This is a genomic window from Alcanivorax sp. HI0007 (genome assembly GCF_001635525.1).
GTDB lineage: Bacteria > Pseudomonadota > Gammaproteobacteria > Pseudomonadales > Alcanivoracaceae > Alcanivorax.
The window spans coordinates 1-22,889 of sequence record NZ_LWEJ01000103.1 but is presented as its reverse complement, the minus strand read 5'-3'; the positions used below and the strand labels follow the sequence as shown (position 1 = coordinate 22,889).

General features: G+C 59.3%; 26 protein-coding genes. 10 read left to right on the top strand and 16 right to left on the bottom strand.

All coding sequences use genetic code 11. The annotated features are described in order from the left end of the window. A partial coding sequence (gene murJ / locus A3714_RS06355; RefSeq protein ID WP_063527159.1) for a murein biosynthesis integral membrane protein MurJ occupies positions 1 to 1,495 on the bottom strand: 1,495 nt, incomplete at its 3' end. A gap of 225 nt (positions 1,496 to 1,720) precedes the next feature. Here murJ and rpsT point away from each other — a divergent pair. After that, on the top strand, positions 1,721 to 1,987 hold the full coding sequence (rpsT, locus tag A3714_RS06350) for a 30S ribosomal protein S20 (protein WP_062817612.1): 267 nt from the start codon (positions 1,721 to 1,723) through the stop codon (positions 1,985 to 1,987). 141 nt (positions 1,988 to 2,128) lie between these two features. Here the strand turns inward: rpsT and proB are convergent, their stop codons facing one another. From proB to rplU, 4 genes are all read right to left on the bottom strand, one after another. Beyond that, entirely contained in the window at positions 2,129 to 3,241 is a 1,113-nt protein-coding gene (gene proB, locus A3714_RS06345; protein ID WP_063509680.1) for a glutamate 5-kinase, read from the bottom strand. 23 nt (positions 3,242 to 3,264) lie between these two features. Next, positions 3,265 to 4,446 carry an Obg family GTPase CgtA gene (gene cgtA, locus A3714_RS06340; protein WP_062817614.1) on the bottom strand — a complete coding sequence of 394 codons (1,182 nt, stop codon included), beginning with the start codon at positions 4,444 to 4,446 and terminating at the stop codon, positions 3,265 to 3,267. A gap of 168 nt (positions 4,447 to 4,614) precedes the next feature. Next, complete coding sequence (gene rpmA, locus A3714_RS06335) at positions 4,615 to 4,875, bottom strand: 50S ribosomal protein L27 (protein WP_062817615.1); 261 nt, start codon at positions 4,873 to 4,875, stop codon at positions 4,615 to 4,617. A 30-nt stretch (positions 4,876 to 4,905) separates the two neighbouring features. Beyond that, the gene (gene rplU, locus A3714_RS06330; protein WP_007148862.1) at positions 4,906 to 5,217 is read right to left on the bottom strand and encodes a 50S ribosomal protein L21; all 312 of its coding nucleotides are present in this window, start codon (positions 5,215 to 5,217) and stop codon (positions 4,906 to 4,908) included. 241 nt (positions 5,218 to 5,458) lie between these two features. Here rplU and A3714_RS06325 point away from each other — a divergent pair, with 241 nt between their 5' ends. The 3 genes from A3714_RS06325 to A3714_RS06315 are packed head-to-tail and all read left to right on the top strand — an operon-like array spanning position 5,459 to position 7,310. Next, positions 5,459 to 6,430 (top strand): polyprenyl synthetase family protein, encoded by a 972-nt coding sequence (locus A3714_RS06325; protein ID WP_063509679.1) that lies wholly within the window; start codon positions 5,459 to 5,461, stop codon positions 6,428 to 6,430. Positions 6,431 to 6,444: 14 nt separating this feature from the next. Further along, entirely contained in the window at positions 6,445 to 7,026 is a 582-nt protein-coding gene (locus A3714_RS06320) for a YajG family lipoprotein (protein ID WP_062817617.1), read from the top strand. Further along, positions 7,026 to 7,310 carry a SelT/SelW/SelH family protein gene (locus tag A3714_RS06315; RefSeq protein WP_062817618.1) on the top strand — a complete coding sequence of 95 codons (285 nt, stop codon included), beginning with the start codon at positions 7,026 to 7,028 and terminating at the stop codon, positions 7,308 to 7,310. The genes A3714_RS06320 and A3714_RS06315 overlap by 1 nt, the downstream gene beginning before the upstream one ends. 297 nt (positions 7,311 to 7,607) lie before the next feature. Here A3714_RS06315 and A3714_RS06310 read toward each other — a convergent pair whose 3' ends face one another. The 3 genes from A3714_RS06310 to A3714_RS06300 form a co-directional block, all read right to left on the bottom strand. Next, the gene (locus A3714_RS06310) at positions 7,608 to 7,802 is read right to left on the bottom strand and encodes a CPXCG motif-containing cysteine-rich protein (protein ID WP_035250019.1); all 195 of its coding nucleotides are present in this window, start codon (positions 7,800 to 7,802) and stop codon (positions 7,608 to 7,610) included. A gap of 2 nt (positions 7,803 to 7,804) precedes the next feature. Then, positions 7,805 to 8,209 (bottom strand): HIT domain-containing protein, encoded by a 405-nt coding sequence (locus tag A3714_RS06305; protein ID WP_063509678.1) that lies wholly within the window; start codon positions 8,207 to 8,209, stop codon positions 7,805 to 7,807. Between the two features lie 139 nt (positions 8,210 to 8,348). After that, positions 8,349 to 9,362 (bottom strand): AraC family transcriptional regulator, encoded by a 1,014-nt coding sequence (locus A3714_RS06300; protein WP_063509677.1) that lies wholly within the window; start codon positions 9,360 to 9,362, stop codon positions 8,349 to 8,351. A 122-nt stretch (positions 9,363 to 9,484) separates the two neighbouring features. Here A3714_RS06300 and A3714_RS06295 point away from each other — a divergent pair, with 122 nt between their 5' ends. Together A3714_RS06295 and A3714_RS06290 are read left to right on the top strand one after the other, a co-directional pair. Then, on the top strand, positions 9,485 to 10,321 hold the full coding sequence (locus tag A3714_RS06295; RefSeq protein ID WP_063509676.1) for an NAD(P)-dependent oxidoreductase: 837 nt from the start codon (positions 9,485 to 9,487) through the stop codon (positions 10,319 to 10,321). Positions 10,322 to 10,487: 166 nt separating this feature from the next. Further along, complete coding sequence (locus tag A3714_RS06290) at positions 10,488 to 10,676, top strand: hypothetical protein (protein ID WP_062817623.1); 189 nt, start codon at positions 10,488 to 10,490, stop codon at positions 10,674 to 10,676. 94 nt (positions 10,677 to 10,770) lie between these two features. Here the strand turns inward: A3714_RS06290 and A3714_RS06285 are convergent, their stop codons facing one another. Then, on the bottom strand, positions 10,771 to 11,151 hold the full coding sequence (locus A3714_RS06285) for a hypothetical protein (protein WP_062817624.1): 381 nt from the start codon (positions 11,149 to 11,151) through the stop codon (positions 10,771 to 10,773). Positions 11,152 to 11,407: 256 nt separating this feature from the next. Between A3714_RS06285 and A3714_RS06280 the strand changes: the two genes are divergently transcribed. Then, on the top strand, positions 11,408 to 11,836 hold the full coding sequence (locus A3714_RS06280; protein WP_062817625.1) for a phasin family protein: 429 nt from the start codon (positions 11,408 to 11,410) through the stop codon (positions 11,834 to 11,836). Between the two features lie 225 nt (positions 11,837 to 12,061). Next, entirely contained in the window at positions 12,062 to 13,393 is a 1,332-nt protein-coding gene (locus A3714_RS06275; RefSeq protein WP_063509220.1) for an AarF/ABC1/UbiB kinase family protein, read from the top strand. A 47-nt stretch (positions 13,394 to 13,440) separates the two neighbouring features. On the opposite strand, the gene A3714_RS06270 is transcribed toward A3714_RS06275, so the two are convergent. Then, a complete protein-coding gene (locus A3714_RS06270; protein ID WP_062817627.1) occupies positions 13,441 to 13,992 on the bottom strand; it encodes a porin family protein in 552 nt (183 codons plus the stop codon). Positions 13,993 to 14,137: 145 nt separating this feature from the next. Here A3714_RS06270 and A3714_RS06265 point away from each other — a divergent pair, with 145 nt between their 5' ends. Continuing rightward, positions 14,138 to 16,558, top strand: coding sequence for a hybrid sensor histidine kinase/response regulator (locus tag A3714_RS06265; protein WP_063509219.1), 2,421 nt, complete (start codon positions 14,138 to 14,140; stop codon positions 16,556 to 16,558). A 134-nt stretch (positions 16,559 to 16,692) separates the two neighbouring features. Here the strand turns inward: A3714_RS06265 and A3714_RS06260 are convergent, their stop codons facing one another. From A3714_RS06260 to A3714_RS06235, 6 genes are all read right to left on the bottom strand, one after another. After that, a complete protein-coding gene (locus A3714_RS06260) occupies positions 16,693 to 18,048 on the bottom strand; it encodes a VWA domain-containing protein (RefSeq protein WP_063527158.1) in 1,356 nt (451 codons plus the stop codon). A 58-nt stretch (positions 18,049 to 18,106) separates the two neighbouring features. Beyond that, positions 18,107 to 19,036: a MoxR family ATPase gene (locus A3714_RS06255; protein WP_062817630.1), complete on the bottom strand. Its 930-nt coding sequence runs from the start codon at positions 19,034 to 19,036 to the stop codon at positions 18,107 to 18,109. 103 nt (positions 19,037 to 19,139) lie between these two features. Next, positions 19,140 to 19,475 (bottom strand): putative quinol monooxygenase, encoded by a 336-nt coding sequence (locus A3714_RS06250; RefSeq protein ID WP_231866036.1) that lies wholly within the window; start codon positions 19,473 to 19,475, stop codon positions 19,140 to 19,142. 85 nt (positions 19,476 to 19,560) lie between these two features. Then, positions 19,561 to 20,244 (bottom strand): nitroreductase, encoded by a 684-nt coding sequence (locus A3714_RS06245; RefSeq protein ID WP_063509222.1) that lies wholly within the window; start codon positions 20,242 to 20,244, stop codon positions 19,561 to 19,563. A gap of 66 nt (positions 20,245 to 20,310) precedes the next feature. Next, positions 20,311 to 20,634, bottom strand: a complete 324-nt coding sequence (locus tag A3714_RS06240; RefSeq protein ID WP_062817633.1) for a hypothetical protein — start codon at positions 20,632 to 20,634, stop codon at positions 20,311 to 20,313. Between the two features lie 129 nt (positions 20,635 to 20,763). After that, complete coding sequence (locus A3714_RS06235; protein ID WP_062817634.1) at positions 20,764 to 21,396, bottom strand: TetR family transcriptional regulator; 633 nt, start codon at positions 21,394 to 21,396, stop codon at positions 20,764 to 20,766. Between the two features lie 235 nt (positions 21,397 to 21,631). Here A3714_RS06235 and A3714_RS06230 point away from each other — a divergent pair. Beyond that, positions 21,632 to 22,889, top strand: a 1,258-nt coding sequence (locus A3714_RS06230) for an SDR family oxidoreductase (RefSeq protein WP_082850712.1), incomplete at its 3' end; no start/stop codon positions are given.

Here is a 22,889-nt window from a genome sequence, read left to right as displayed (position 1 = left end):
TCACAATCAGGCTGAGCCAACCGACCCGGTCCCACATGCCGGCCTCGGTCCAGGCCTGGGTTTGCAAAGACAGCCAGTAAGTGGCCGCTGCCATGGCCACACCGGCAGCCACCATCCGCCCCCAGTGAAACAACCAGCCCTTGAGCGGCTGATAGACCCCCGCCCGGCGCAGCCCCAGATACAACAACCCGGCATTCAGCCAGGCGGACAGGGCCATGGCCGTGGCCAGCCCCACATGACGCCACTCCCACACCAGCATGGCGCCGAACGCCATATTTGCCAGCATGGCAATCACGCCAATCTTCACCGGAGTGCGGGTGTCCTGGCGGGCATAGAAGCCCGGCGCCAGTACCTTGATAAACATGGCCGCCAGCAGGCCAGCGCTGTAGGCACGCAGGGATTCTGCGGTTTTCGCCACATCCAACGCAGTGAACTCGCCGTACTGGAACAGCGTGGACAGCAGCGGCTCGGCCAGCACTGCCAACGCCAGTGCTGCCGGCAGACCAATCAGCAACACCATGCGGATGGCCCAATCCAGGGTTCGGGAAAACGCCTCACTGGAGGCATCCACATGCTTGCTGGACAGGCTGGGCAGGATCACCGTGCCGATCGCCACCGCAAAAATCCCCAGCGGCAGCTCGATCAGCCGGTCGGTATAGTAGAGCCAGGTCACCGACCCCGTCTCCAGCAGCGACGCCAACACCGTGTTGACCAGGGAGTTGAGCTGATAGACCGATGCCCCGAACAGGGCCGGCACCATCAATGTCATGATCTTGCGCACCCCCGGGTCTGACCAGCCCATGCGCGGCACCGGCATCAGATTCAGCCTGGCAAGAAACGGTAGCTGAAACAGCAGCTGAGCGACCCCGGCGATCAGCACACCCCAGGCCAGCGCCACCGCCATGCGATCCTCGGCAAACTGCGGCGCCAGGAACAGGGCGCAGCCGATCAGGCTCAGATTCAACAGCACCGGGGTAAAAGCCGGCACCGCAAAGCGGTTCCAGGAATTGAGGATGCCGCCTGCAAAGGCAGTCAGGGAAATAAAGAATAGATAAGGGAAGGTCAGCCGCAGCATTTCCACGGTCAGGGCCCGCTTCACCGGGTCATCGCCAAAACCGGGGGCAAACAACCACACCACCCCCGCCGCCGCCAGCACCCCCACCAGGGTGATCAACGCCACGACGGTTCCCAGGGTCCCGGCCACCCGATCCACCAACAGCTTGGTGGCCGCCATGCTGCCTTTGCTGCGATACTCGCTCAGCACCGGCACGAACGCCTGGTTGAAGGCCCCTTCGGCAAACAGACGGCGGAAAAAATTGGGGATTTTCAGGGCCACGAAAAAGGCATCGGCCCCAGCGGAGGCCCCCAGCATACGGGCAATCACCACGTCCCGAACCAGCCCCAGCACCCGCGACAGCATGGTCATGGTTGCCACCACGGCAGTGGAGGCCATTAAACCGGCTTTTTTCGGGGTCTTTTCTGTGGGTTCGGTCATGGTGCCTCCAGCAAACCGGGCAAGAGTAAACAAAGGCCACGCAAACCGCCAGAATGATGATTTCCGGCCCCTCAGCCCATTGACATCAGGCTGCCGGATCGGCATAGTTGCGCGTCTTTAGACCATGACCCGCGTGTTTTTTGACCACAACAGGCCGGGTCGGCCCCAGAGGCCAGTGTCGTAACCCGAATTTGACCTTCGAATTTAAAGTATAGGAGCAGGACCTTGGCTAACTCACCGCAAGCACGCAAGCGTGCGCGTCAGGCGGAAACCCGCCGTCAGCACAACGCAGCGATGCGCTCCATGGTGCGCACATACCTGAAAAAGGTGAACGCGGCTATTGCGTCCGGCGACCAAGGCAGCGCTCAGGAAGCTTATACCCAGGCGGTGTCGGTGCTGGACAAAGCCACCCGCAAGGGCAAGTTTCACCCCAACAAGGCCGCTCGCCACAAGAGCCGCCTGAACGCCAAGATCAAGGCCATGGCTGCCTGAGTCTCATGCGTTCACGAAAAAACCGGCCATTGGCCGGTTTTTTTATGCCTGAAAATCAGTGACGCGTTGCGAGAAGCGAGTTTCGAAGGGCCAAACCGGTTTTGCCTTTCGCTTCTCGAAACTCGAGACTCGCTTCCCACATCAGCCGACGTCGAACACCACCATATTATCCCGGTGGATCAGCTCTTCCTCGTTCATGTAACCCAGCACATCGGCAATCTCGGCACTTTTTTTGCCACAGATCCGACGCGCGTCGGCGGCGTCATAGTTGGCCAGCCCACAGCCGATGCGCTCGCCCTGCTCGCTTTCACAGGCCACCATTTCCCCGCGGGAGAACTGGCCGAACACATCTACCACGCCCACCGGCAGCAGGCTGGATCCGCCATCACGGATACGGCGCACCGCTCCGGCATCCAGCACCACCCGTCCGCGCATCTGCAGATGCCCGGCAAGCCACTGCTTGCGGGCATTCATGGGCGAGGTATCCGGTAGCAGCGTGGTCCCCGGCCCCTGCCCCAGGGCCAGCTCCGCCAGGACCTGCGGACTGCGACCGGAGGCGATGGTGGTGGAGGCCCCGGAACGGGCAGCCAGCTTGGCGGCTCGCACCTTGGTGGCCATGCCGCCGCGCCCCAGCAGCCCGCCACCGCCAGCAACACGGGCAATGTCCGGATCCGATGCCCGCGCTTCCCGGATCAGTTTTGCCTCCGGGTTGCTGCGAGGATCAGCGTCAAAAAGGCCGTCCTGATCAGTGAGAATCACCAACCGGTCCGCCTCGATCAGATTGGCCACCAGCGCCGCCAGGGTGTCATTGTCACCGAAACGGATTTCATCGGTAACCACGGTGTCATTCTCGTTCACCACGGGCACCACCGAAAAACCCAGCAGGGTCAGCAGCGTGGAACGGGCGTTGAGGTAGCGTTTCCGGTCGGACAGGTCATCGTGCGTCAGCAGCACCTGGGCAGTGTGCAGATTGTGTTTCTGGAAGCGCGACTCCCAGGCTTGCACCAACCCCATCTGCCCCACGGCAGCTGCGGCCTGCAGCTCATGGACCGAATCAGGGCGGGAGGTCCAGCCCAGCCGGGTCATCCCCTCCGCCACGGCACCGGAGGACACGATCACCACCTCGATGCCCTGCTCGCGCAACGCCACCATGCGGTCCACCCAGGACTGCATCAGGGCACAATCGAGCCCCTTGCCGTCATTGGTCAGCAGGGCACTGCCTATCTTGATCACCCAACGCTGGCGGTCCGCCACGCTCACTCCTTCATTGCGCTCAATCAGGGTTCGTAGATGATTTCCACATCGTGGTCGTCATCGTCGTCATCATCATTCTGGCGGGCTCGGCGGGCGTCCGCCTTGAGCTCCTGCACTTTCTCACGGGCCTCTTCTTCCAGGCGAGCCCGCAGATCCTGCTGCGCAGCGGCATACTCCGGGTCTTCCTGCTCGAGCCTGCGACGGTCCTCGATGGCATTCATCAGGGCATAGACCAGATCTTCGCAGCCCACTCCCGCCGCAGCGGAAATCCTGAACACCGGCCCCTGCCAGCCCAACTCCTCGACGATGGCATCCGCCTGCGCCTGGGCCTCATCATCCGCCAACAGGTCGATCTTGTTGAACACCAGCCAACGCTCCTGCTCGGCCAGAGCGGGAGAGAAACGGTCCAGTTCGTCAGCGATGGCATCAATATGATCCGCCGGGCTACTGCCATCCATGGGCGCCAGATCCACCACATGGAGCAACAGGCGAGTGCGCGCCAGGTGCTTGAGGAAACGAATCCCCAGACCCGCCCCTTCGGCCGCACCCTCAATAAGGCCAGGGATATCCGCCACCACAAAACTGCGATGGCGATCCGCCTTCACCACACCGAGATTGGGCACCAGAGTGGTAAACGGATAATCCGCCACCTTGGGCTTGGCAGCGGAAATCGCCCGAATCAGGGTACTCTTGCCCGCATTGGGCATCCCCAGCAGCCCCACATCCGCCAGCACCTTCAGCTCCAGACGCAGACGACGGGATTCGCCAGGCTTGCCCTTGGTCGTCTTGCGCGGTGCCTGATTGGTGCTGCTCTTGAAATGAATATTGCCAAGCCCACCGCGGCCGCCCAGGGCGATCATTACCGGCTTCTCCGGATCGGTCAGGTCCGCCAGCACCTCATCGGTATCCACGTCGACGATGGTAGTCCCCACCGGCACCAGCAGCACCACGTCATCGGCGGATTTGCCGGTCATCTGACGCCCCTTGCCGGGCTCGCCATTGCGGGCCTTGAAAATGCGCTCGTAGCGGTAATCCACCAGGGTGTTCAGATTGGTATCCGCCTGCACCATCACACTGCCGCCAGCCCCGCCGTCGCCGCCATCCGGCCCGCCGAATTCCACGTATTTTTCGCGGCGGAAACTCAGGCAGCCATCACCGCCCTTACCGGCGTGAACTTCAATGGTGGCTTCATCGACAAATTGCATTGGGGGACACTCTTTACTGGATGGATGCCATTGTAGGGCAGCACACGGGCCACTCACCACAATGTCCTGGATCTGTTAGCTCGCCAAGCCCACGCCGCCCGCAAGCAGCCTGACACAAAAAAGCCCCGCGGGCAGGAGCCTCGCGGGGCTTTTTCCTATCCTTTCGGATCAGGCCACGGGCTCGATCACCACAAACTTGCGGCTCAGCGGACCCTTGGTTTCGAACTTAACGCGACCGGTTTCCTTGGCAAAGATGGTGTGGTCTTTGCCCATGCCGGCATTCACGCCAGCGTGGAATTTGGTGCCACGCTGACGAACAATGATTTCGCCTGCGCTGACAACCTGGCCGCCGAAGCGTTTCACGCCAAGGCGTTTACTTTCCGAATCGCGACCGTTACGAGTACTACCACCGGCTTTTTTATGTGCCATGTCTCAATCCTCTCTCAAATGTCCTAAGGATCAGCCCTGGATCCCGGTGATTTTCACCGCCGTGTACCACTGGCGATGACCTTGTTGCTTGCGGGAGTGCTTACGACGACGGAACTTCACAATCTTGATCTTCTTGTGACGGCCCTGCTCCAGCACTTCAGCGGTTACCTTGGCGCCATCCAGCATCGGCTGGCCGACTTTCACGTCATCGCCGTTGGCAACCAGCAGCACCTGATCGAAATCCACGGATTCGCCAGTGGCCACTTCAATTTTCTCGATGCGAACAACATCGCCTTCTTCAACGCGATACTGCTTACCACCGGTTTTGATTACTGCGTACATGTATGTGCTCCAGCACAACTCCACTCAGGCGGGTAACACCCTGTTGTTCAGGGATCACCACTTGCGGGCCAGGCAGAGGATGAAATTGGGTCGCGAAGTGTACGTGAAACACCGCCCCTGAACAAGCCCTGATTCCCCATGCTCTCGCGGCTTTCACCAGGGATGGGCTTTCCTTGACTAGCTGCCAGCCACTGCTAGCATTGCCCGCTGTTGCGCCCACCTTCTGTCTGGACACAAGTGCATGGATTTCAAGGCCATTTATGCTGTCGTCGAAGATGACTTCGCGGCGGTGAACCAGTTTATCAACCACCACCTGGATTCCAATGTCCCGCTGATCCGTGAGGTGGGTGACTATATCGTCCAGTCCGGTGGCAAGCGCCTGCGCCCGCTGGTTTCCATCCTCTGTGCCCGGGCCTCCGGTTACCACGGTGAGCGCCATGTGGACGTGGCTGCCATTATCGAATTCCTGCACACCGCCACCCTGCTCCACGACGACGTGGTGGACGAATCCAACCTGCGTCGCGGCCGGCCCACGGTCAATGCGGTGTGGGGCAATGCGGCCAGCGTCCTGGTGGGCGATTTCCTGATTTCACGGGCACTGCAACTGATGGTGGCACTCAAACACCCGCGCCTGCTGGATATCTTCTCCCAGAGCACCAACACCATTTCCGAAGGTGAAGTGCTGCAGCTGATCAATGTGCGCGACCCGAATACCAGTGAAGACAACTATATGCGGGTAATCCACCACAAGACGGCCAAGATGTTCGAATCCGCGGCAGAAACCGGTGCCGTGCTGGGAGCCGATGACAACACCGACTTCGTAGAGGCCTTCGCCACCTACGGCCGCCATCTGGGCATTGCCTTCCAGCTGATCGACGATGTGCTGGACTATCAGGGTGAAGCCAGCGAGCTGGGCAAGAACGTGGGCGACGACCTGGCCGAGGGCAAACCCACCCTGCCGCTGATCTACACCATCGCCAATGGCAGTCCGGAACAGGCCAAGCTGATCAAGGACGCCATCCGTAACGGGGGCCTGGATCATCTGCAGCATATTATTGAAACCGTTCAGGCCAGCGGTGGTCTTCAATATACGGTGGACAAGGCCGCCGAGCATACGCGCCTGGCCCTGGACGCCATCGCTGCTGTGCCGGCCTCCCCCTACAAGGAGACCCTGTTCACCCTGGCAGAAGAATCCCTGAAGCGGACTTATTGATACAAGGAGCCACCATGTTTCGTGCTGTGCTAGTGCTTGCCCTGACCGCCACTTTCGCCGGCTGCGCCCTCAGCCCGCAGGTGATTGATGTCAAACCGGTTGCCGACGTGGACGCCACCAACATTGGCCGTAACCAGCCCGTACAGGTTCTGGCCGTGGACTCCCGTGAGCAGGAAGCGTTTGGCACCCGCGGCGGCGTCTACAAGGATACCGCCCTGGTGCGTCCCGCCAATGACGTGAAGAGCGCCATTGAAGACGCGGTGAAAAAGGGCCTGCAAACACAGGGTTTCAACGCGTTCAATCCCGGCGATGACGCGACCCGCCTGGAAGTGCGCCTGGAGCAGCTGGACTACGTGCCCGAGGAAGGGTCGGTGATCAATCAGGTCACCCTGACGCTGACCCTGCTGGCCGAGGCCAGTCGTGGCGATGTGATCCACACTGGCACCTACAAAAGCAGTGTGGAACACGACCTGCCGCTGACCCCGTCGGCAAGCCGTAACCAGCAGATGGTCAACGACATCCTCAGTGGCGCTATCAACCGTCTGCTCAAAGACCCGGAGATGCTGTCCTTCCTGGCGGGTAACGACACACCCTGATGCCTGGCAACCGGGTCGCCATTCACTACTGCAGCCAGTGCAACTGGCTGCTCCGTAGCGCCTGGTACGCGCAGGAATTGCTGACCACCTTCAGCGACGAGCTGGACGAAGTGGCCCTGCAACCGGGGACCGGTGGTGTCTTTCAGATCGAGGCCAATGGCCAGCGAATCTGGGAACGCAAGAGCGACGGCGGTTTTCCGGAAATCACCGAGCTGAAGCGACGGGTGCGGGATGTGGTGTGCCCGGAACGGGAGTTGGGGCACATTGACCGCAAGGGCACCTGATAACCCCCCCTCCAATCGCACTGCAGGAGCGTCACTGGCGGCGCGATAACCGGCGCAGTGAAAAACTTTCTACAACGCTGCTGTAGGAGCTCCTCTTGAGGGGCGAACCGAGCGTAGCGAGGCAGGCCATGGAACCTGTCAAGCCCTGCTACTCCTGACCGCCCGCGGGCAATTTCCACGTTGACGCGTGGTTCGCTCCTCGAGAGGAGCTCCTACAGCGACTTCGAAACAGCTCGGGACAACATGAACCTGGCTATCGCGCCGCGAGCGGCATCGAGCCAATCGCAAAGAGGCGGGCTACTCATTCTCCGGCCGCACATCCACCTGCGGCTCTTCGCTGTCGAATGGCACTGCCACAGTAAATAGCAACGGCTGGCAACACACCTGACAGTCTTCCACGTACTCCTGCTCTGCCACCGACGTATCAATCAACACCTCGATGGGCTCCCAGCAATGGGGGCATTGCACGGTTACCGGTACCAGGCCCGCCATGGCTACACGGCCCCCGTCAACGCCACTTTTTCCAGCCACTCCGGACTCTCGCCCTCTGTCCAGGGCTCGGGCTGCCCCTGCCCCCAGACCGGGCCAGGCCAGCAGGGGTCCCCCTCGAAGCGGGCAATGATGTGGATGTGTAATTGCGGCACCAGGTTTCCCAGGGCGCCGATGTTGATCTTGTCCGCCCGGGTCACCCGCTCCAGCTCCGCCGCCAGGCCATTGACCTGTTGCAGCAGCGCCTGCTGGTCCGCCATGGGCAGGTGATGCCATTCGCGCAGCCCGTCGCGTTTGGGCACCACGATCAGCCAGGGAAAGCGCCGGTCATTCATCCAGCGCAGCCAGCAAAGATCCGTTTCGCCAAGGGGCCGGGTATCAGCGGCAAGGCGCGGGTGGAGTGTGGCCATGGTGTCTCCTCAAATAACAGAACATCGGAGCGAGTGACGAGCTACGGGTGTCGAAATTCAAAACCGGACTGCCTTTCGCTCCTCGTACCTCGCTTCTCACAACGGGCCGTCAACGGTTGCCCCGCATCATGGGACCCTATTACCGATAATCTGAAGGACTTCGCAGCGTCCAGCGTCGAAACGCCCGGGCAAAGTTGGAGGCATCGGAATAGCCCAGACTCATGGCGATTTCGTCGACCGTCTTGTCTGTCTGGGTGAGGTATTCCACCGCCAGGCCTTTGCGCAGCCCATCCAGCACTTCCTGGTAACTGGTACCCAATTGCTGCAACTTGCGCTTGAGGGTGCGCGACGACATATGCAGCTCACCGGCCACCTCCTCGACGCCGGGGAAACGGCCACCCCCGCCCAGAATGATCCGCCGAACCTGTCCAAGCAGGGCTGGCGGCGCCTTGATGGAGGCCATCTCCTGTTCACATTGATCCGCAGCCATGCGTGCCAGACGCGGGTCGGCAAATTGCAGTTCATAGTCCAGGCGCTCAACCGGAAAACGCATCTGGTTGTAGGCACAATCGAAATACACCGGCACCGGCATCACCGGCCGCATGCGCGCAAAGTACTCGGGCTCCGGGTAGGTAAAGCGCAACTCACCGATAATCTCCATATCCGGCAACAGCTTCTGGCCCATGAAGTGAAAACTGGCGAACAGGCTTTCCATCATTACCGGCGCCAACCCACCCAGCGCCAGCAACTCATCGATCTGCATCACCGCCATGTCGCCATCGGTGAAAATATCCAGCTGCACCAGGGTGCTGCGTGTACGGAAGTATTTCACCGCCAGCTCCATGGCCTCGCCGAGGGTGGCGCTGCTCATGGCGGCATACCCCAGAAACCCATGGGAGGAAATCGTCATGGCGGCGCCCAGCTCCCAGCCCAACCAGGGCTCACCGCTAAGCTGGATACCGCGCATCACCACCCGTTCAAAATCCTGGGCGGTTACCCGTGCCTTGGGGTCCCGCCAGCAGCCAGGCTCAATGTCAGTGCCAGACAGCAATACCTCATTGGCAATGCCCCGTCTGGACATTACCTCCAGAAAAAGGGCCAGGTATTCGGCGGAGACCGAGTACTCCGCAGGGTCCATTTTTAGTATTGTCATGGCTATATCCAGCTTGTGCCGCGCATGGCCCCAAATGACCGAAAAAAGCAACCATAACGTTACGTCTCGCCGCTGACAAGTAACTCTCGTTCACTTGTCAGCGCCAACTCCGGGAGAGCCCCATGTCCACTGACAACCTCAAAGACAAAACCCTGTTCATTACCGGTGCCAGCCGCGGCATCGGCAAGGCCATCGCCCTGCGCGCAGCCCGTGACGGTGCCAACATCGTTCTGTTCGCCAAAACCACCGAGCCGCATCCGAAACTGCCCGGCACCATCTATACCGCGGCCGAGGAAATCCGCGAGGCAGGCGGCTCCGCCTTGCCCTGTGTGGGCGACATTCGTTACGAGGAACAGCTGCAGGCCGCCGTGGACAAGGCCGTGGAAACCTTTGGCGGCATTGATATTCTGATTAACAACGCCAGCGCCATCTCCCTCACTGGCACCGAAGCCACCACCATGAAGTCCTACGACCTGATGCACCAGATCAACAGTCGCGGCACTTTCATGGCCAGCAAGCTGTGCCTGCCCCATCTGAAGAAAGCGGCCAACCCGCACATTCTCAACCTGGCCCCACCACTGAACATGGCGCCCCACTGGTTTGGCCGCCATGTGGCCTACACCATGGCCAAGTACGGCATGAGCCTGTGCGTGCTGGGCATGGCCGACGAATATGCCGGCAAAGTTGCCGTCAATGCCCTGTGGCCCAAAACCGTCATCAACACTGCCGCCGTACAGAACCAGCTCGGCGGCGCCCCCACCGTCAAGGCCGCCCGCCAGCCGTCCATCATGGCCGATGCCGCCTGGACCCTCCTCACACAGCCAGTGGACGCGGCCAGTGGGCGCTTCTTTATTGATGAGGACGTGTTGCGCAGCGCCGGCGTCAACGACTTCAGTGGCTATCGGGTGGACCCGGATCTGGATGACAACAAGTTGCTGCCGGATTTCTTTCTGGATTGACGGAAAAGGAGGTTACCAAAATTGTCACATGCTGCCGGGCTTCGCCCATTGCGCAGTGACTTTTCCCGTTTACACAACGTAAGCCACTGAACAAAAACAATAAAAATATTTTCACAGCACTGGCACGGTTCTCGCTTTAGTTGTTTCAAGCAAGAGAGAACGTGCCATGAGCAAGATTCTGAGATTACAAAAGCTGCGTCCGAAGACGGCATTGGAGAGCCTGAACCGGCTCACCGGCCTGGATTTCCAGAGCTTGCCGGAGTCCCTGGTGAACCATGACGACACCGCTCGCCAGGAACAGGACTCGTTCGAGCCCAGCCCCCACTTTCCGCAGCGCGTCGGCCGCCAGGGCTGACGCGTCTATTTTTCCTGCCCGATTTTTCTACCGGGACAGACACCCCAAACATGTCCGCCACGGCTGCCGGATGGATCGCTCCTTTCCTGCCGGGTCAGTAATTCGAGATCAGTTTGTCGGAGGTCTTGAGGGCCGCGCCGCGCCGCTGCATGAACAACTCTTCCACCACATGGGTCATGGCCGGCTCGCTCAACCGCAAGGAAATTTGCACCTGCTCCACGTCTGCAGTCAGCTTCAAGCGTATACTGCCGGACAGCAATGCACTGCCTTCCCCGCCCACATCCGCAGTATCCACCAACACGGCCCGGTCGGTCTTATTGTCCAGGTAGCGCACCACCAACTGCACCTTCCCCGCCGCCCCTGCAATCCGGACCCAGGAGGCCACGTTGAATTCCGCTTCCCACTGGCGGGCACGAGCCGGTCGGCCATCTGCCCAGATACGCGAAGGCACTTTGGCAATGAATTTTTCTATCATTATGTTCTCTCTAGCCGGTACAGTCTTTTTAGCCAGTGTACGCATGAGCATAAATCACGACCATGCGGGGTTTGGCTTACTGACTTTGACGGATATCACATCCTGACGCTTCAATGCTCACCGCTCCATGTCCAATTGTTGGACAGTTAGCCGCCCTCTCCTTTCTCTGAATCCTTACTCTTTATCCCACGCAGCGCACATTACCGCTGCAACAAATTTTGTTTTCACACCGGACAACGTAAAGGAACCATTAATCATGGGCGAGCTGAAAGATCTCCGCGAACAAAGCGAATCTCTGGTAAACCGTGCCAAAGAACTGGCCAACAAACTGTACCTGGCTGGCCTGGGCGCTTATGACAAGGCCGAGGAAGGTTCTGAAGAGCTGCTGAGCAAGTACGTGGAAGCCGGCACCGAAGCGTTTGGCGAAGACGCTGAAGGCAAGCCCAAGGCTCTGCTGGCCAGCCGCGGCGCCCTGCTGGCTGCCCGTCAGCTGCTCGATACCGCGCCGGAAAAGCGCCAGGCCCTCTACGAGAAACTGGTTGAAGCCGGCAAGAAAGAGCGCGGCGAGAAAGCCGAAGAAACCAACGAATTCGTGCTGGCCGGCCTGGGTGCTGTTGCCTCTGCACGCGAAGAAGGCGAGAAACTGTTCAATGAACTGGTTTCTGCCGGGGAAAAACGTAGCTGATTCTGTTTCCCTGATTCTGTTGTACTCTCCTTTGGGGCCTGATTTGGGCCCCTTTCTTTTGCCCGTCATTTACTCGAACTTCACTTTCTCCCCCTCTCTTTCTGGCATCATCCCACCATGTACAGCCCGCCGGACAAGCGCTAGAGTCTGGTAGCGTCCGCTGATTTGCTCAGCGCATGCCGAGAATGCTTCCCCAAAACATCGCTCGCGCCACCCGAGGACACCATGGCTGACGACCGCCGTCGCAAACGCCCCACTACCGCCACCGGCCGACTGTTCCGGCTGACCGGCATGACCACGTCCATTGCCACCCGGGTGGCCGGTCATCAGGTCAAGGGGTGGTTCCAGTCGGATATGGCCAAAGCCGCAGACCGGGAAAAATTGCTCCAGCATATCGGCCGGGAAGTCGCAGCGACCCTCGGAGAGATGAAAGGCGCGGTGATGAAAGTGGGGCAGATTGCCTCGCAGATGCAGGACATTCTCCCCCGGGAGATCAGCGATCAGCTCAAGGTGCTGCAGAATGCCTCGGCGCCCATGCCTTTCCACGTAATCCGTCGTCAACTCGAGCGGGAGCTGGGAAAACCACTGGATTCGCTGTTTGCCGATTTTGAGGAAACCCCTTTCGCAGCGGCATCCATCGGCCAGGTTCACCGGGCCACCACCCATGATGGCAAGGATGTGGTGGTCAAGGTTCAGTATCCGGCGGTCAAGGAATCCATTGATTCGGACATGAAACATCTGCGCCGGATCCTGCGTCTGGGCAGCCTGCTGAAAGTGGATGAAGCGGCTCTGGACGCGGTGTTCAAGGAAATCCGCAACCAGCTCCACGAAGAACTGGACTACCACCAGGAAGCGGGCAACCTGAAACATTTCCAGGCATTCCACAAAGACCAGCCGTGGCTGGTGATCCCGCAGGTTTTCGAGGATCTGTCCAGCGAGAAGGTGCTGACCCTGAGCCAGGAAACCGGCATTGCCCTGGATCAGGTGGATGACGATCACGGCTTCGATCAGGCGACCCGGAACCTGCTTGGCGAGCGCCTTTTCGATGCCCTGGGCCAGCAAATTTTCCAGTTACGGGCGGTTCACTGCGATCCACATCCCGGCAATTTTGCCTTTCGCCCGGACGGCACCATCGTGATCTATGATTTCGGCGCGGTAAAACGCTTGCCGCCCCAGGATGCCGACCTGTTGCGCAAGATCGTACGCAGCGCCCTGAATGAACAATGGGAGCAGCTGGACGAACTCTTGCTGGAACTGGGAGCCCGCAAGAAAGACACCCAGGTCAACGGGCAATTTTATGCCACCTGGATCGCCTTGCTGTTACGGGCCTTCGATGACAAACCCTACGACTTTGGCCGCTCGGAACTGCACACCGACATACTTCGACAGGTGAAACGCACCCCACTGGAGCAAATGCTGAAATTCCAACCTTCCTCCCGGAGCCTGTTAATCGAGAGAGTGGTCAGCGGGCACTACTGGACCATGATGAAACTTGGCGTCAACACCGCTTTCCGCCCCAATCTGGAAAAAGCTCTGGATCTGTCCCGGGAAGGTTGAAGATGCGGGCACCGGATGGTGCCCGCAGGCGGGTCAATCCGCGCAACCTAGAAAGCGGAACGCAAGCCTACGCTGACCCCGGAAATTTCTTCTTCATCGGTATCCACATAGCGCATGTATTCCAGGTTCGCGCCCAGAGTATCGGTCAGATTGAAATCCAGCCCGGCACCCCAGGACTCATCCTCAAAGGTTTCCGTTTCGCTGAAGGAATAATCCACTCCCGCCACGGTGCCGCTGGCCGAGACCTCTCCTTTTACCTTGCTGTAGCCGCCGATCACATAGGGACGCAGCGTGTCACCCACTGGCGCACCCAGCTTCACATAGCCGCCATACAGATGATCCATTTCGAAGTCGACGATGCCACGGGAGTCCTTGTCGAACCCCATGCCACCCCGGGCTTCCAGGGCAAGAAAGTCGGTAAAATCAAAGCCGGCACGGATGGTGGCGGCATCAATTTTCAGGGTATCGCTGTCAATTTCCTCGTTGTCATACTGGATCTGGCTATAGTTACCACCGATGTAGGGGCCAGCAGCAAAGGCGCCGGAGGCCGCCACCAGGGAACAGGACATGACCAGAACATTACGTATCATCACTTTCATACATATCTCCTTTTCCGTTTAATCACCATTTTGGAGACCCTGTCCGACGCACGGTTCCGGGCAATACGGTAAAGTCTGTAAAATACCTTCAAAACAAGACACGCCGCATCCGGATAACAGCGATAACAGTAAAACAGGATCGGGAATGACAAAGGGAACCGTCACCACAGGGCGACTGGCTGCGTTTATCTGCGCTCTGTTTCTGTCATTGAACAGCGACGCTCTCACGCTGGCGGATGACCGCGACAGCTATGAAGCCGCCGCAGGCATGCAATGGCTCGGCGACGAAGATCACTCCTTGAGCCCGGCGCTTGCCTTGCAGGCATTACTTGGCGGGAAAGGGCAGAAGCTGGATAGTCCTTATCCTTCATTGGGCTTTCGCGAGGGATACCAGTGGTTTCTTATTCCCGTGAAAAACAACAGCACGCTGCCCTACTGGTTTCTGAGGGTGGGACGCCCCCATCTGGACTACCTGGATATCTACGTCTTCGATAAAGACGGCAACCGGATCAAGCATGCCCGCATGGGCGACAGAGTGCCCTTTCACAGCCGGGAACTGCCCCATTATCACCTGGTGACGCCTCTGACCCTGCCCGCTGACAGCGAGCATTACCTGCTGTTACGGGCCCAGGGCAATAACGTGATTGAGCTGCCCGCCACCCTGATGACGCCAGCAGCCTTTAACGCCCATGACAACAAAATTTCTGTTTTTTACGGCCTCTATTTTGGCGCCATTGTCGCCATGTGCCTCTTCAATCTCCTGATCTTCCTCTCGATCCGGGACCCCAGTTATCTGCTTTATGTCCTTTACCTCGGCACCTTTGGTCTTAACCTGTTTACCCGGGAAGGGCTGAGTTACCAATGGCTGTGGCCTGATGCCACCCTGTGGAATCATTACTCCCTGCCGGTTTTGAATCTGGTCACACTGGCGTTTTCCATGCTGTTTGCCAGCCAGTTCCTGGAGTTGAAAAAACGGGCCCCGCGAATTCACCGGGTATTGTTCTCTAGCGCGATGGTGCTGCTGGCGCTGACCCCGCTGACGTTGCTTAACTTTCATTTCTCCATCCAGGCCACCACCGCCATTGTGTTGCCCTGGCCTTTTATTGCCATTGCCCTTTCCCTGTGGCTGATCATCAAGGGTTACAGCCCGGCGCGTTATTTCCTGCTCGCTTTTACTGCCGTCGCCTGCGCCACCGTGCTCTACATATTGAAGACTTTCCAGCTTCTGGAGGGAGGATGGCTGCTGGAAAATGCCATGCAGCTGGGCACCTTTACCGAAGCGGTACTGCTGTCTTTCGCTCTGGCTCACAGGATGACGGTACTGAAAAGTGAGAATGCCCGCATTCAACGGGAAGCCAACGAGGTCCTGGAGCAACGCGTGGATGAACGCACCCGGGAACTGAACCGTGCGCTGAGTGCCCGTAGCGAATTCCTGGCTGTCATGAGCCACGAAATTCGCACGCCGCTCAACGGCATCATTGGTACCGTGGATATGCTCAAGGGCACCCCGCTGGATCAGGACCAGAAGCACAATCTGAATGTCATCGAGCAATCCGGTAACAGCCTGCTCAACCTGATCAACGACATTCTCGATTACTCCCGCATCGAAGCAGGCAAGATGCCCATCGAGCAGACCAGCTTCAACCTGGCGGATGTGGTTGACGAGTCCCTCGCCCTGTTTCAACACAAGGCCCATGTACACTCCAATACCTTGCAGACCGAGCTCGACGCCAATTTGGGAGAACGCTGCCTGGGTGATCCGGTCCGGTTACGGCAGATTCTGGTAAACCTGATCGGCAATGCGGTGAAATTCACAAGTAACGGCATCATCACTGTCAGCGCTACGCGGGATGAACACAATCCGGATTATGTCTATTTCGAAGTCTCGGATTCCGGTATCGGCATTGCCCCTGAGCAACTCAACAACCTGTTTGATCATTTCCACCAGGGCGACAGCTCCACCAGTCGACGCTATGGCGGGACGGGTCTTGGGCTGGCAATTTGCCGACAACTGGTAGAAATCATGGGAGGCGAGATTGGTGTCTTCAGCCGCCAGCATCAGGGATCCCGGTTCTGGTTTCGCCTGCCTTTGCCCGGCACTCAAAAGGACAGCGGCTACCTGCCACAAAACGACGACAACGACGTGCCTGGCCTTTCCGGTGGACGGCTCCTGATCGTCGATGACAACCATATTAACCTGATGGTGGCCGAGGGGTTGTGTCAGAAACTGGGCTACGAGACCGAAGTGGCGGAAAGTGGCATGGAAGCGATTGCGGTACTGATGTCTGCCAGCCAGTCGTTCGATCTGATTCTAATGGACTGCGAAATGCCGGACATGGATGGATTCGAAACCGCCCGCGCCATTATCAAGCTGCAACAGGAAGGCCGGCTGCCCTGGATACCCATTGTGGCTCTGACGGCCCACGCGGTACCGGACAAGATCCACGCCTGCCACGACGCAGGCATGGTGGCCCACCTGGCAAAACCCATCAACAAGGCTCGCCTGATGGCCACTCTTAAACAAGTGCTGCGTGATCCGGGCAAGGGCTCACGGGATCGCGCCTGACACCCGACGCGGGTCAATGTAAAAGCGCCTTTTTTTTGCATCAAGTGTTTTGCTGCTTTCTTGCCTTGTATGGCGTCCGGCGCTCTCAAACATCGCTTCCCACAGTTTTTTATCAGGCCTCAAGCATCTGGCGTTTAATCCAGCGATCCCAACAAACTGTCCACCACCCGCTCCAGGTCGTTAAGGGTGGCGCACTGGCGGGCCAGACGGCAGTGCGGCAGGTAACGGTCCATCACCGCATCACCGCTGTTCCAGCGGCTCCGGGATTCCGGATTCAACCACCACACCTGTTTGACCCGACGACGGATCGCCTGCAACGTTTCGGCACCGTCCGGCAGGTAGTTGTTGCGGGCATCACCGAGAATGATCACCGTGGTGTGGGCATCCAGCTCCCTTTCACAGCGGGCCTGAAACGCCCGGAACATTTCCGCATAGTCGGTACCGCTGCCGGACAGCCGATCCAGCACCTGGCCCACTGCCACCTCGGGTGAGTAACGGGCAAAGTCCTCGGTGATTTCATCAAACCGCGAGGCAAACGCAAAACTGCGCACCCGTGGCAGCACATCGTTCATGGCATAGAGAAACTGCAGCAGAAAGCGAGCCGCATCGCTGACCGAGCTGGACACATCACAGATCACCATGACCCGGGTCTTGCGGGGCGGGCGACGCCGCCAGAACAGTTTCGCCGGCACGCCATCATGGCGAATGCTCGCCACCATGGTGCGACGGGCATCGAGCATGCCCCGGCGACTGGTTTTGGTGCGTCGCTGGTGCAGGCTCGCCAGTCGCCGGGCCATCTTGCGCACCAGTGCCTGCACGTCACGAAATTCACGCAGGTCCCGGAATGGCACTGCCCGCAGGGTCTGCTCACGAAGTGCCCGCCCTTTACCCGCCCCATGCAGCAGAAACTGACGGCGCACCTGAGCGGCCGCCTGTTCCCGAACCCGGGTTCGCCATTGCCGCAGCTGTTCCGCCCTGGCCTGCTGGGCCGGGCTGCCCTGATCCAGCTGCAATACCCGGTCATCCACCGCTCCCATGCCCATATTCATGAGCAAGCGACGGGTATAGATCCCCTGCTGGGTAATCACTTCCATTTGTGTGAAGTCCATCTCGGCAGCAGCTTCTGCCATCCGCTGCTGCAGCTGCTCGGGAGTGCTGGCCAGCAAGGCTTCTGCCTGTTGCGCCTCAGGCGTCTGTGCGGAAGCCGGGTCAGGCTGAGCTGCCGGGGACGGCATGGACGAGGCAGAGTCCTGCGGGGAGTCAGAACGAGGGTCTTCCGCCTCGAAAAAGCGGGCAAAGGTTTCTTCGAACGCGGACCGGTCCTGCTGTTGTTTGACCAGCGTCAGGGCCAGAGCGTCATGAAAACGCTGGCGCTGCGAATAGCCCACCAGCGCCGCCGCATCCATGGCCTGGCTGGCCTCATCCGGGGAAATGCGCAGCCCAGCCCCGCGCAAGGCTTGAACAAACTCGGACAAGCGACGAGTTGGCATCGGCAACCCCTAGTGGTCCATGGGGAAAGTGCGGAAAGCGTTCACGCCGGCAATCCCGTTAGCGCTTACCTAGCTTGCGCAGCCAGGCAGGCAATAACTCACGGGCCAACGACACATCCTGCTCGGTTTTCAGTACCAGGTTCAGCGTATCGGCAACCTGGGCATGTTCCAGACTATCCGCATGCAGTAATACCAGCGCACGGGCCCAGTCCAGAGTTTCAGAAATGGCCGGCAGTTTTTTCATATCCTGCTCGCGGAGATGCTGAATAAACGCCACCAGCTGCTCCCGCAACCGGACATCCAGATCCGGCACCCGGGTAGCCACAATCTGTGCTTCCAGCTCTGCCGTCGGGTAAGGGATATAGAGATGCAGACAGCGCCGCTTGAGGGCATCGGACAACTCCCTCTGGTCGTTACTGGTCAACAATACCAGGGGCTGGTGGCGGGCTTTCACCGTGCCCAGTTCGGGAATGGAAATCTGGAAATCGGACAGCAGCTCCAGCAGGAAGGCTTCGAACTCCTGGTCCGCCTTGTCGATTTCATCGATAAGAAGCACCGCCGGCTCGTCACTGCGCAGGGCATGCAACAGGGGCCGCGGCTCCAGAAAGGTATCGCTGTAGAATGCTTCACCCAGGTCTCCCAGCCGTTCCATGCTGGCTTCCAGGCTGTCGGTGTCAGCCAGCATGCCGCCCAGCTTGTCACGCAACAACTGGGTATAGAGCAGCTGCTTGCCGTATTTCCATTCATACAGCGCCCGGCTTTCATCCAGCCCCTCATAGCACTGCAGGCGAATCAACGGGGCTTCCAGGAAAGCCGCCGCAGCCTTGGCCAGCTCAGTCTTGCCCACCCCCGGAGGTCCCTCCACCAGCACCGGCTTGTGCAACTGCGCGGCCAGGTAGATCGCCAGGGCAATCTGCTCACTACAGATATAGCCCTGCCCGGCAAAACTGCGGGTTATCTCTTCGACGGAATCAATACGGGTTTTCATGGAGGCTCCTGCAACAGACCTCAGAGGGTAGCGCAGGAAAGGCTGGCCGGGAATGACATCTGCAGCGATGGGTTTGCTGACTTGGTACCTGAACGCGAAACGGTCAATGCAGGGTAATGTTGTCCGCCAGCACCAGCGGGGCAATCTCCGCCACCTCATCAACAACGGGTTCGCCGTCCAGGCTGCTCACATCGAATCGGGCAGAGGTCACTTCACCATCGATCATGTCGGGGATGGCATCCAGGAAGGCATCCACATGCTCGGAACCAAAGTGGATCTCCAACGCGTCCAGGTCGGTCCATTGCTGCCAAACCACGATGACCCGCGGCTCGTCTGCCTGCAGGTATACCTCATAGGCCAGACAGCCGCGTTCCCCCCGGGAGGATTTCGCCAAGGCCTGCACCAGCTCCAGTGCCTCGGGTTGCTGGTCTTGTTTCACGGGGAAAGAACCTTTGACGATGATCATTGGGGTCCACTGGGTCGGAAAACCGCAATGGTACCACAATTGCGCCTGTTCTGTCCGCTCAACCGCCACCAAAGAAACGGACCGAGTCCCCCAGCGGCACCCGCCCGACCCGGGTGCGGTTGGCTGCCACATCGGCGTTTTCGTAACCGAAACTGATGCCCAGCACGATGGCGGTGCTGTCAGGAATCCCCAGCAGCTCGCGCACATCGTCCGGGTAGTAGCGCATGCTGCCCTGGGCACAGGCCCCCACCCCGTGAGCGGTCATGGCCAGCAGCAGGGATTGCACATACATGCCCACATCCAGCGCCACGGTAACGCCAAAATCCCGCTCCATGCCGATAAAGGCCACGTGGGGCGCATCGAACAGCTCGAAGTTGCGCAGCTCTGCACGACGGCGGCCCTCCCGATCTTCCCGGGCAATGCCCATGTTGCCGTAGAGGGCCATGGCGCAATCGACCTGGCGTTCCCGATAGACACCCTGGAAACGTGGCAGACTTTCATAGTCCGGCGCAAAGGGAACCCCCCGGCTGACCTTGTCCACCAGACGCTCACGCAAGGCATTGCGCGTCTCTCCACTGGCAACCCACACCTGCCAGGGCTGAATATTGCAGTTTGAGGGAGCATGCTGGGCCAGTGAGAAAATCGCCTCCAGCTCTGCTTGCGGTACCGGCTTGTCGAGAAAGCCGCGCACAGAGCGGCGCTCGGTCATAGCCTGATAAAGGGATAGGGAATCGGCGGTCATGGGTAACTCCTCTGAATTACCCACCAGTCTAACCAGCCAGAAAAAGAGGGACGATGACAGAAACGCTCAGGCCGCAGACGCCTCGCGCATGGCCTGACAAATCTGGTCGATCACCGGGGCAGCAAGCTCCATATGACCCTCACAATCAGCCACACCAAGGCCCTTTGCACAGGCCGGGCAAAGCACATTGAACACCAATTCGTCGCCTTTGATACGGGCCGGCAACACTGCCCAGTTTTCCCGGCGCGCCTGCTGGCCAATACGGTGGTAATACTCCAGATTGATTTCACCACCGGGCTCGAAATCGAAGGTGGCCGGGCAACGACTGCAATTGAGCCACATGTCGTACAGGGCCGCCGCGTCGTAGGGATCCGTGGGATCGAATGACATCGCCACCTCCTGTGGCAATTGAAGGAAACCAATGCGCTTTTGTAGTGCAATTTTTGTCAAAAACCCACGAATTGCGTCACATTTGTCCGGTTTGCCGCTCAAACCCAAGAGAACAACGGCCAAAACAGCCTACAGTCGCACCCCTTGAGCCATCATTCGTCCACCCAGCGCCATCATTTCCAGCTGCAGACAGGCATGGTCCGCCAACACTTTTCGCGCGGCGACCGTGTTGTCGAGCATGGAAATCCCCGCGCCAAACATGATGGCAATGGCCGCTTCCGCCTCCTGTTCTGCGGGCACCGGATCGCGCCCCTGGGCCGCCACTGCCTGGCGCACATCCTCGGCCAGCTCGTCCACCAGCAGCTGCAGCTCCCGCTGGATACGCATCCGGTAGCGGTCATGGCTGCCCAGACGCTGTTGCACCAGCAGACGGAAGTCATTTTCATAATCGTTCAGATAACGGACAAAGCGGCCCACCAGCTCTTTCACAGCCCGTGCCGGCCCGATTTCGATCATGCTGCGGCGCTCGTTTTCCATGGCGGAGCGCAGACGAAAGCAGCAGGAATCGATCAGCGCCAGCCCCAGCGCATCCATGTCCGGGAAATGGTTATACAGGGACGTGGCGGCCAGTCCGGATTCCCTGGCCACTTCCCGTAATCCCAGGCTATCCAGGCCGCGGCCACCGGCCATCAGGGTCCGTGCCGCTTCCAGAATGCGCTCCCGGGTTTGTCGCTTCTGCCGCTGTCGAGTTGTTTCAGCCATAACATTATCACTAACGAGTGTTAGTTAAATAATCCCATGAATAACGCTCATCGCGCAACTACACCCTGGTTACATAATAATCTTTGACAAACAAGTGTTCGCTGAAAGAGAATCCGCCTTACAGTTGTAAGGCAAGAAATTTGGCTCTTACCGATCTCACGGCGCATCATCAATTAGCGCTACAACACAGACTGCCCGCTCACAGCGGGCAGCAGGGAAGCAAAAGGGGAAAGCAATGAACTATTTCGTCACCGGTGCCACCGGCTTTATTGGTCGTTTTCTGGTTGGTCGTCTGCTCAAGCGTGAGGACAGCAGGGTATTTGCCCTGGTGCGCTCCGGCTCCGAATACAAGCTGGATGCCCTGCGTCGTCGCCTGGGTGTGGACGCCGACCGCCTGGTGGCCATCCAGGGCGATATCAACGAAAAACTGCTGGGCGTCAGCAAGCGGGATCAGGACGATCTGAACGGTCAGGTGGACCATTTCTTCCATCTGGCGGCCATCTATGACCTGACCGCCGACGAAAACACCCAGCGCTACACCAACATCGAGGGCACCCGCCAAACCCTGAAACTAGCAGAAAAACTGGAAGCAGGCTGCTTTCACCATGTCTCCTCCATTGCCGCTGCCGGTCTCTACAACGGCACCTTCACCGAAGACATGTTCGAGGAGGCCACTGGCCTGGACGACCCCTACCTGCTGACCAAGCATGAGTCCGAAGCCCTGGTTCGTCAGGAGAGCAAACTCCCCTGGCGCATCTACCGCCCCTCCATGGTGGTAGGCCATTCCGAAACCGGGGAAATGGACAAGATCGACGGCCCCTACTACATGTTCAAGCTGATCCAGAAGCTCAAGGACGTACTGCCCAACTGGATGCCACTGATCGGCGTGGAAGGCGGCCACTTCAATGTGGTGCCGGTGGACTTTGTGGCGGATGCCCTGGATCACATCGCCCACCAGCCGGACCATGATGGCCAGTGTTTTCACCTCACCGCGGACCGCAGCTACAACCTGGGCGAACTCATGGACATTATTGCCGGTGCCGCCCAGGCCCCGCGCTGGCCGGTAAAACTGGATAACAGTCTGTTTAACGCCGTCCCCGGCTTTGTGAAGAAAGGTGTCAGCGCCATGACGCCGAAGCTGATGGTCAATACGGTACTGGAGAATCTGGATATCCCGCCGTCAGCCCTGCAATTTCTCACCTTCCCCACCGAGTACGATAACCAGCGTGCCCGTGAAGCCCTGGCTGGCAGCAACATCGAGGTACCGGATCTGGAAGGTTATATCCAGCAACTGTGGGACTTCTGGGAAAACCACCTGGACCCGGACCGCGGTGACCGCAAGGATGAACTGCAACCCCTGCCCACCCTGCCCGAACGGGTGGACGGCAAGGTCGTGATGGTAACCGGCGCCACCTCCGGCATCGGTAAGGCGACAGCATTGAAGCTGGCGCGGGCCGGAGCCACCGTGCTGGTGATCGCCCGTACCGCAGAAA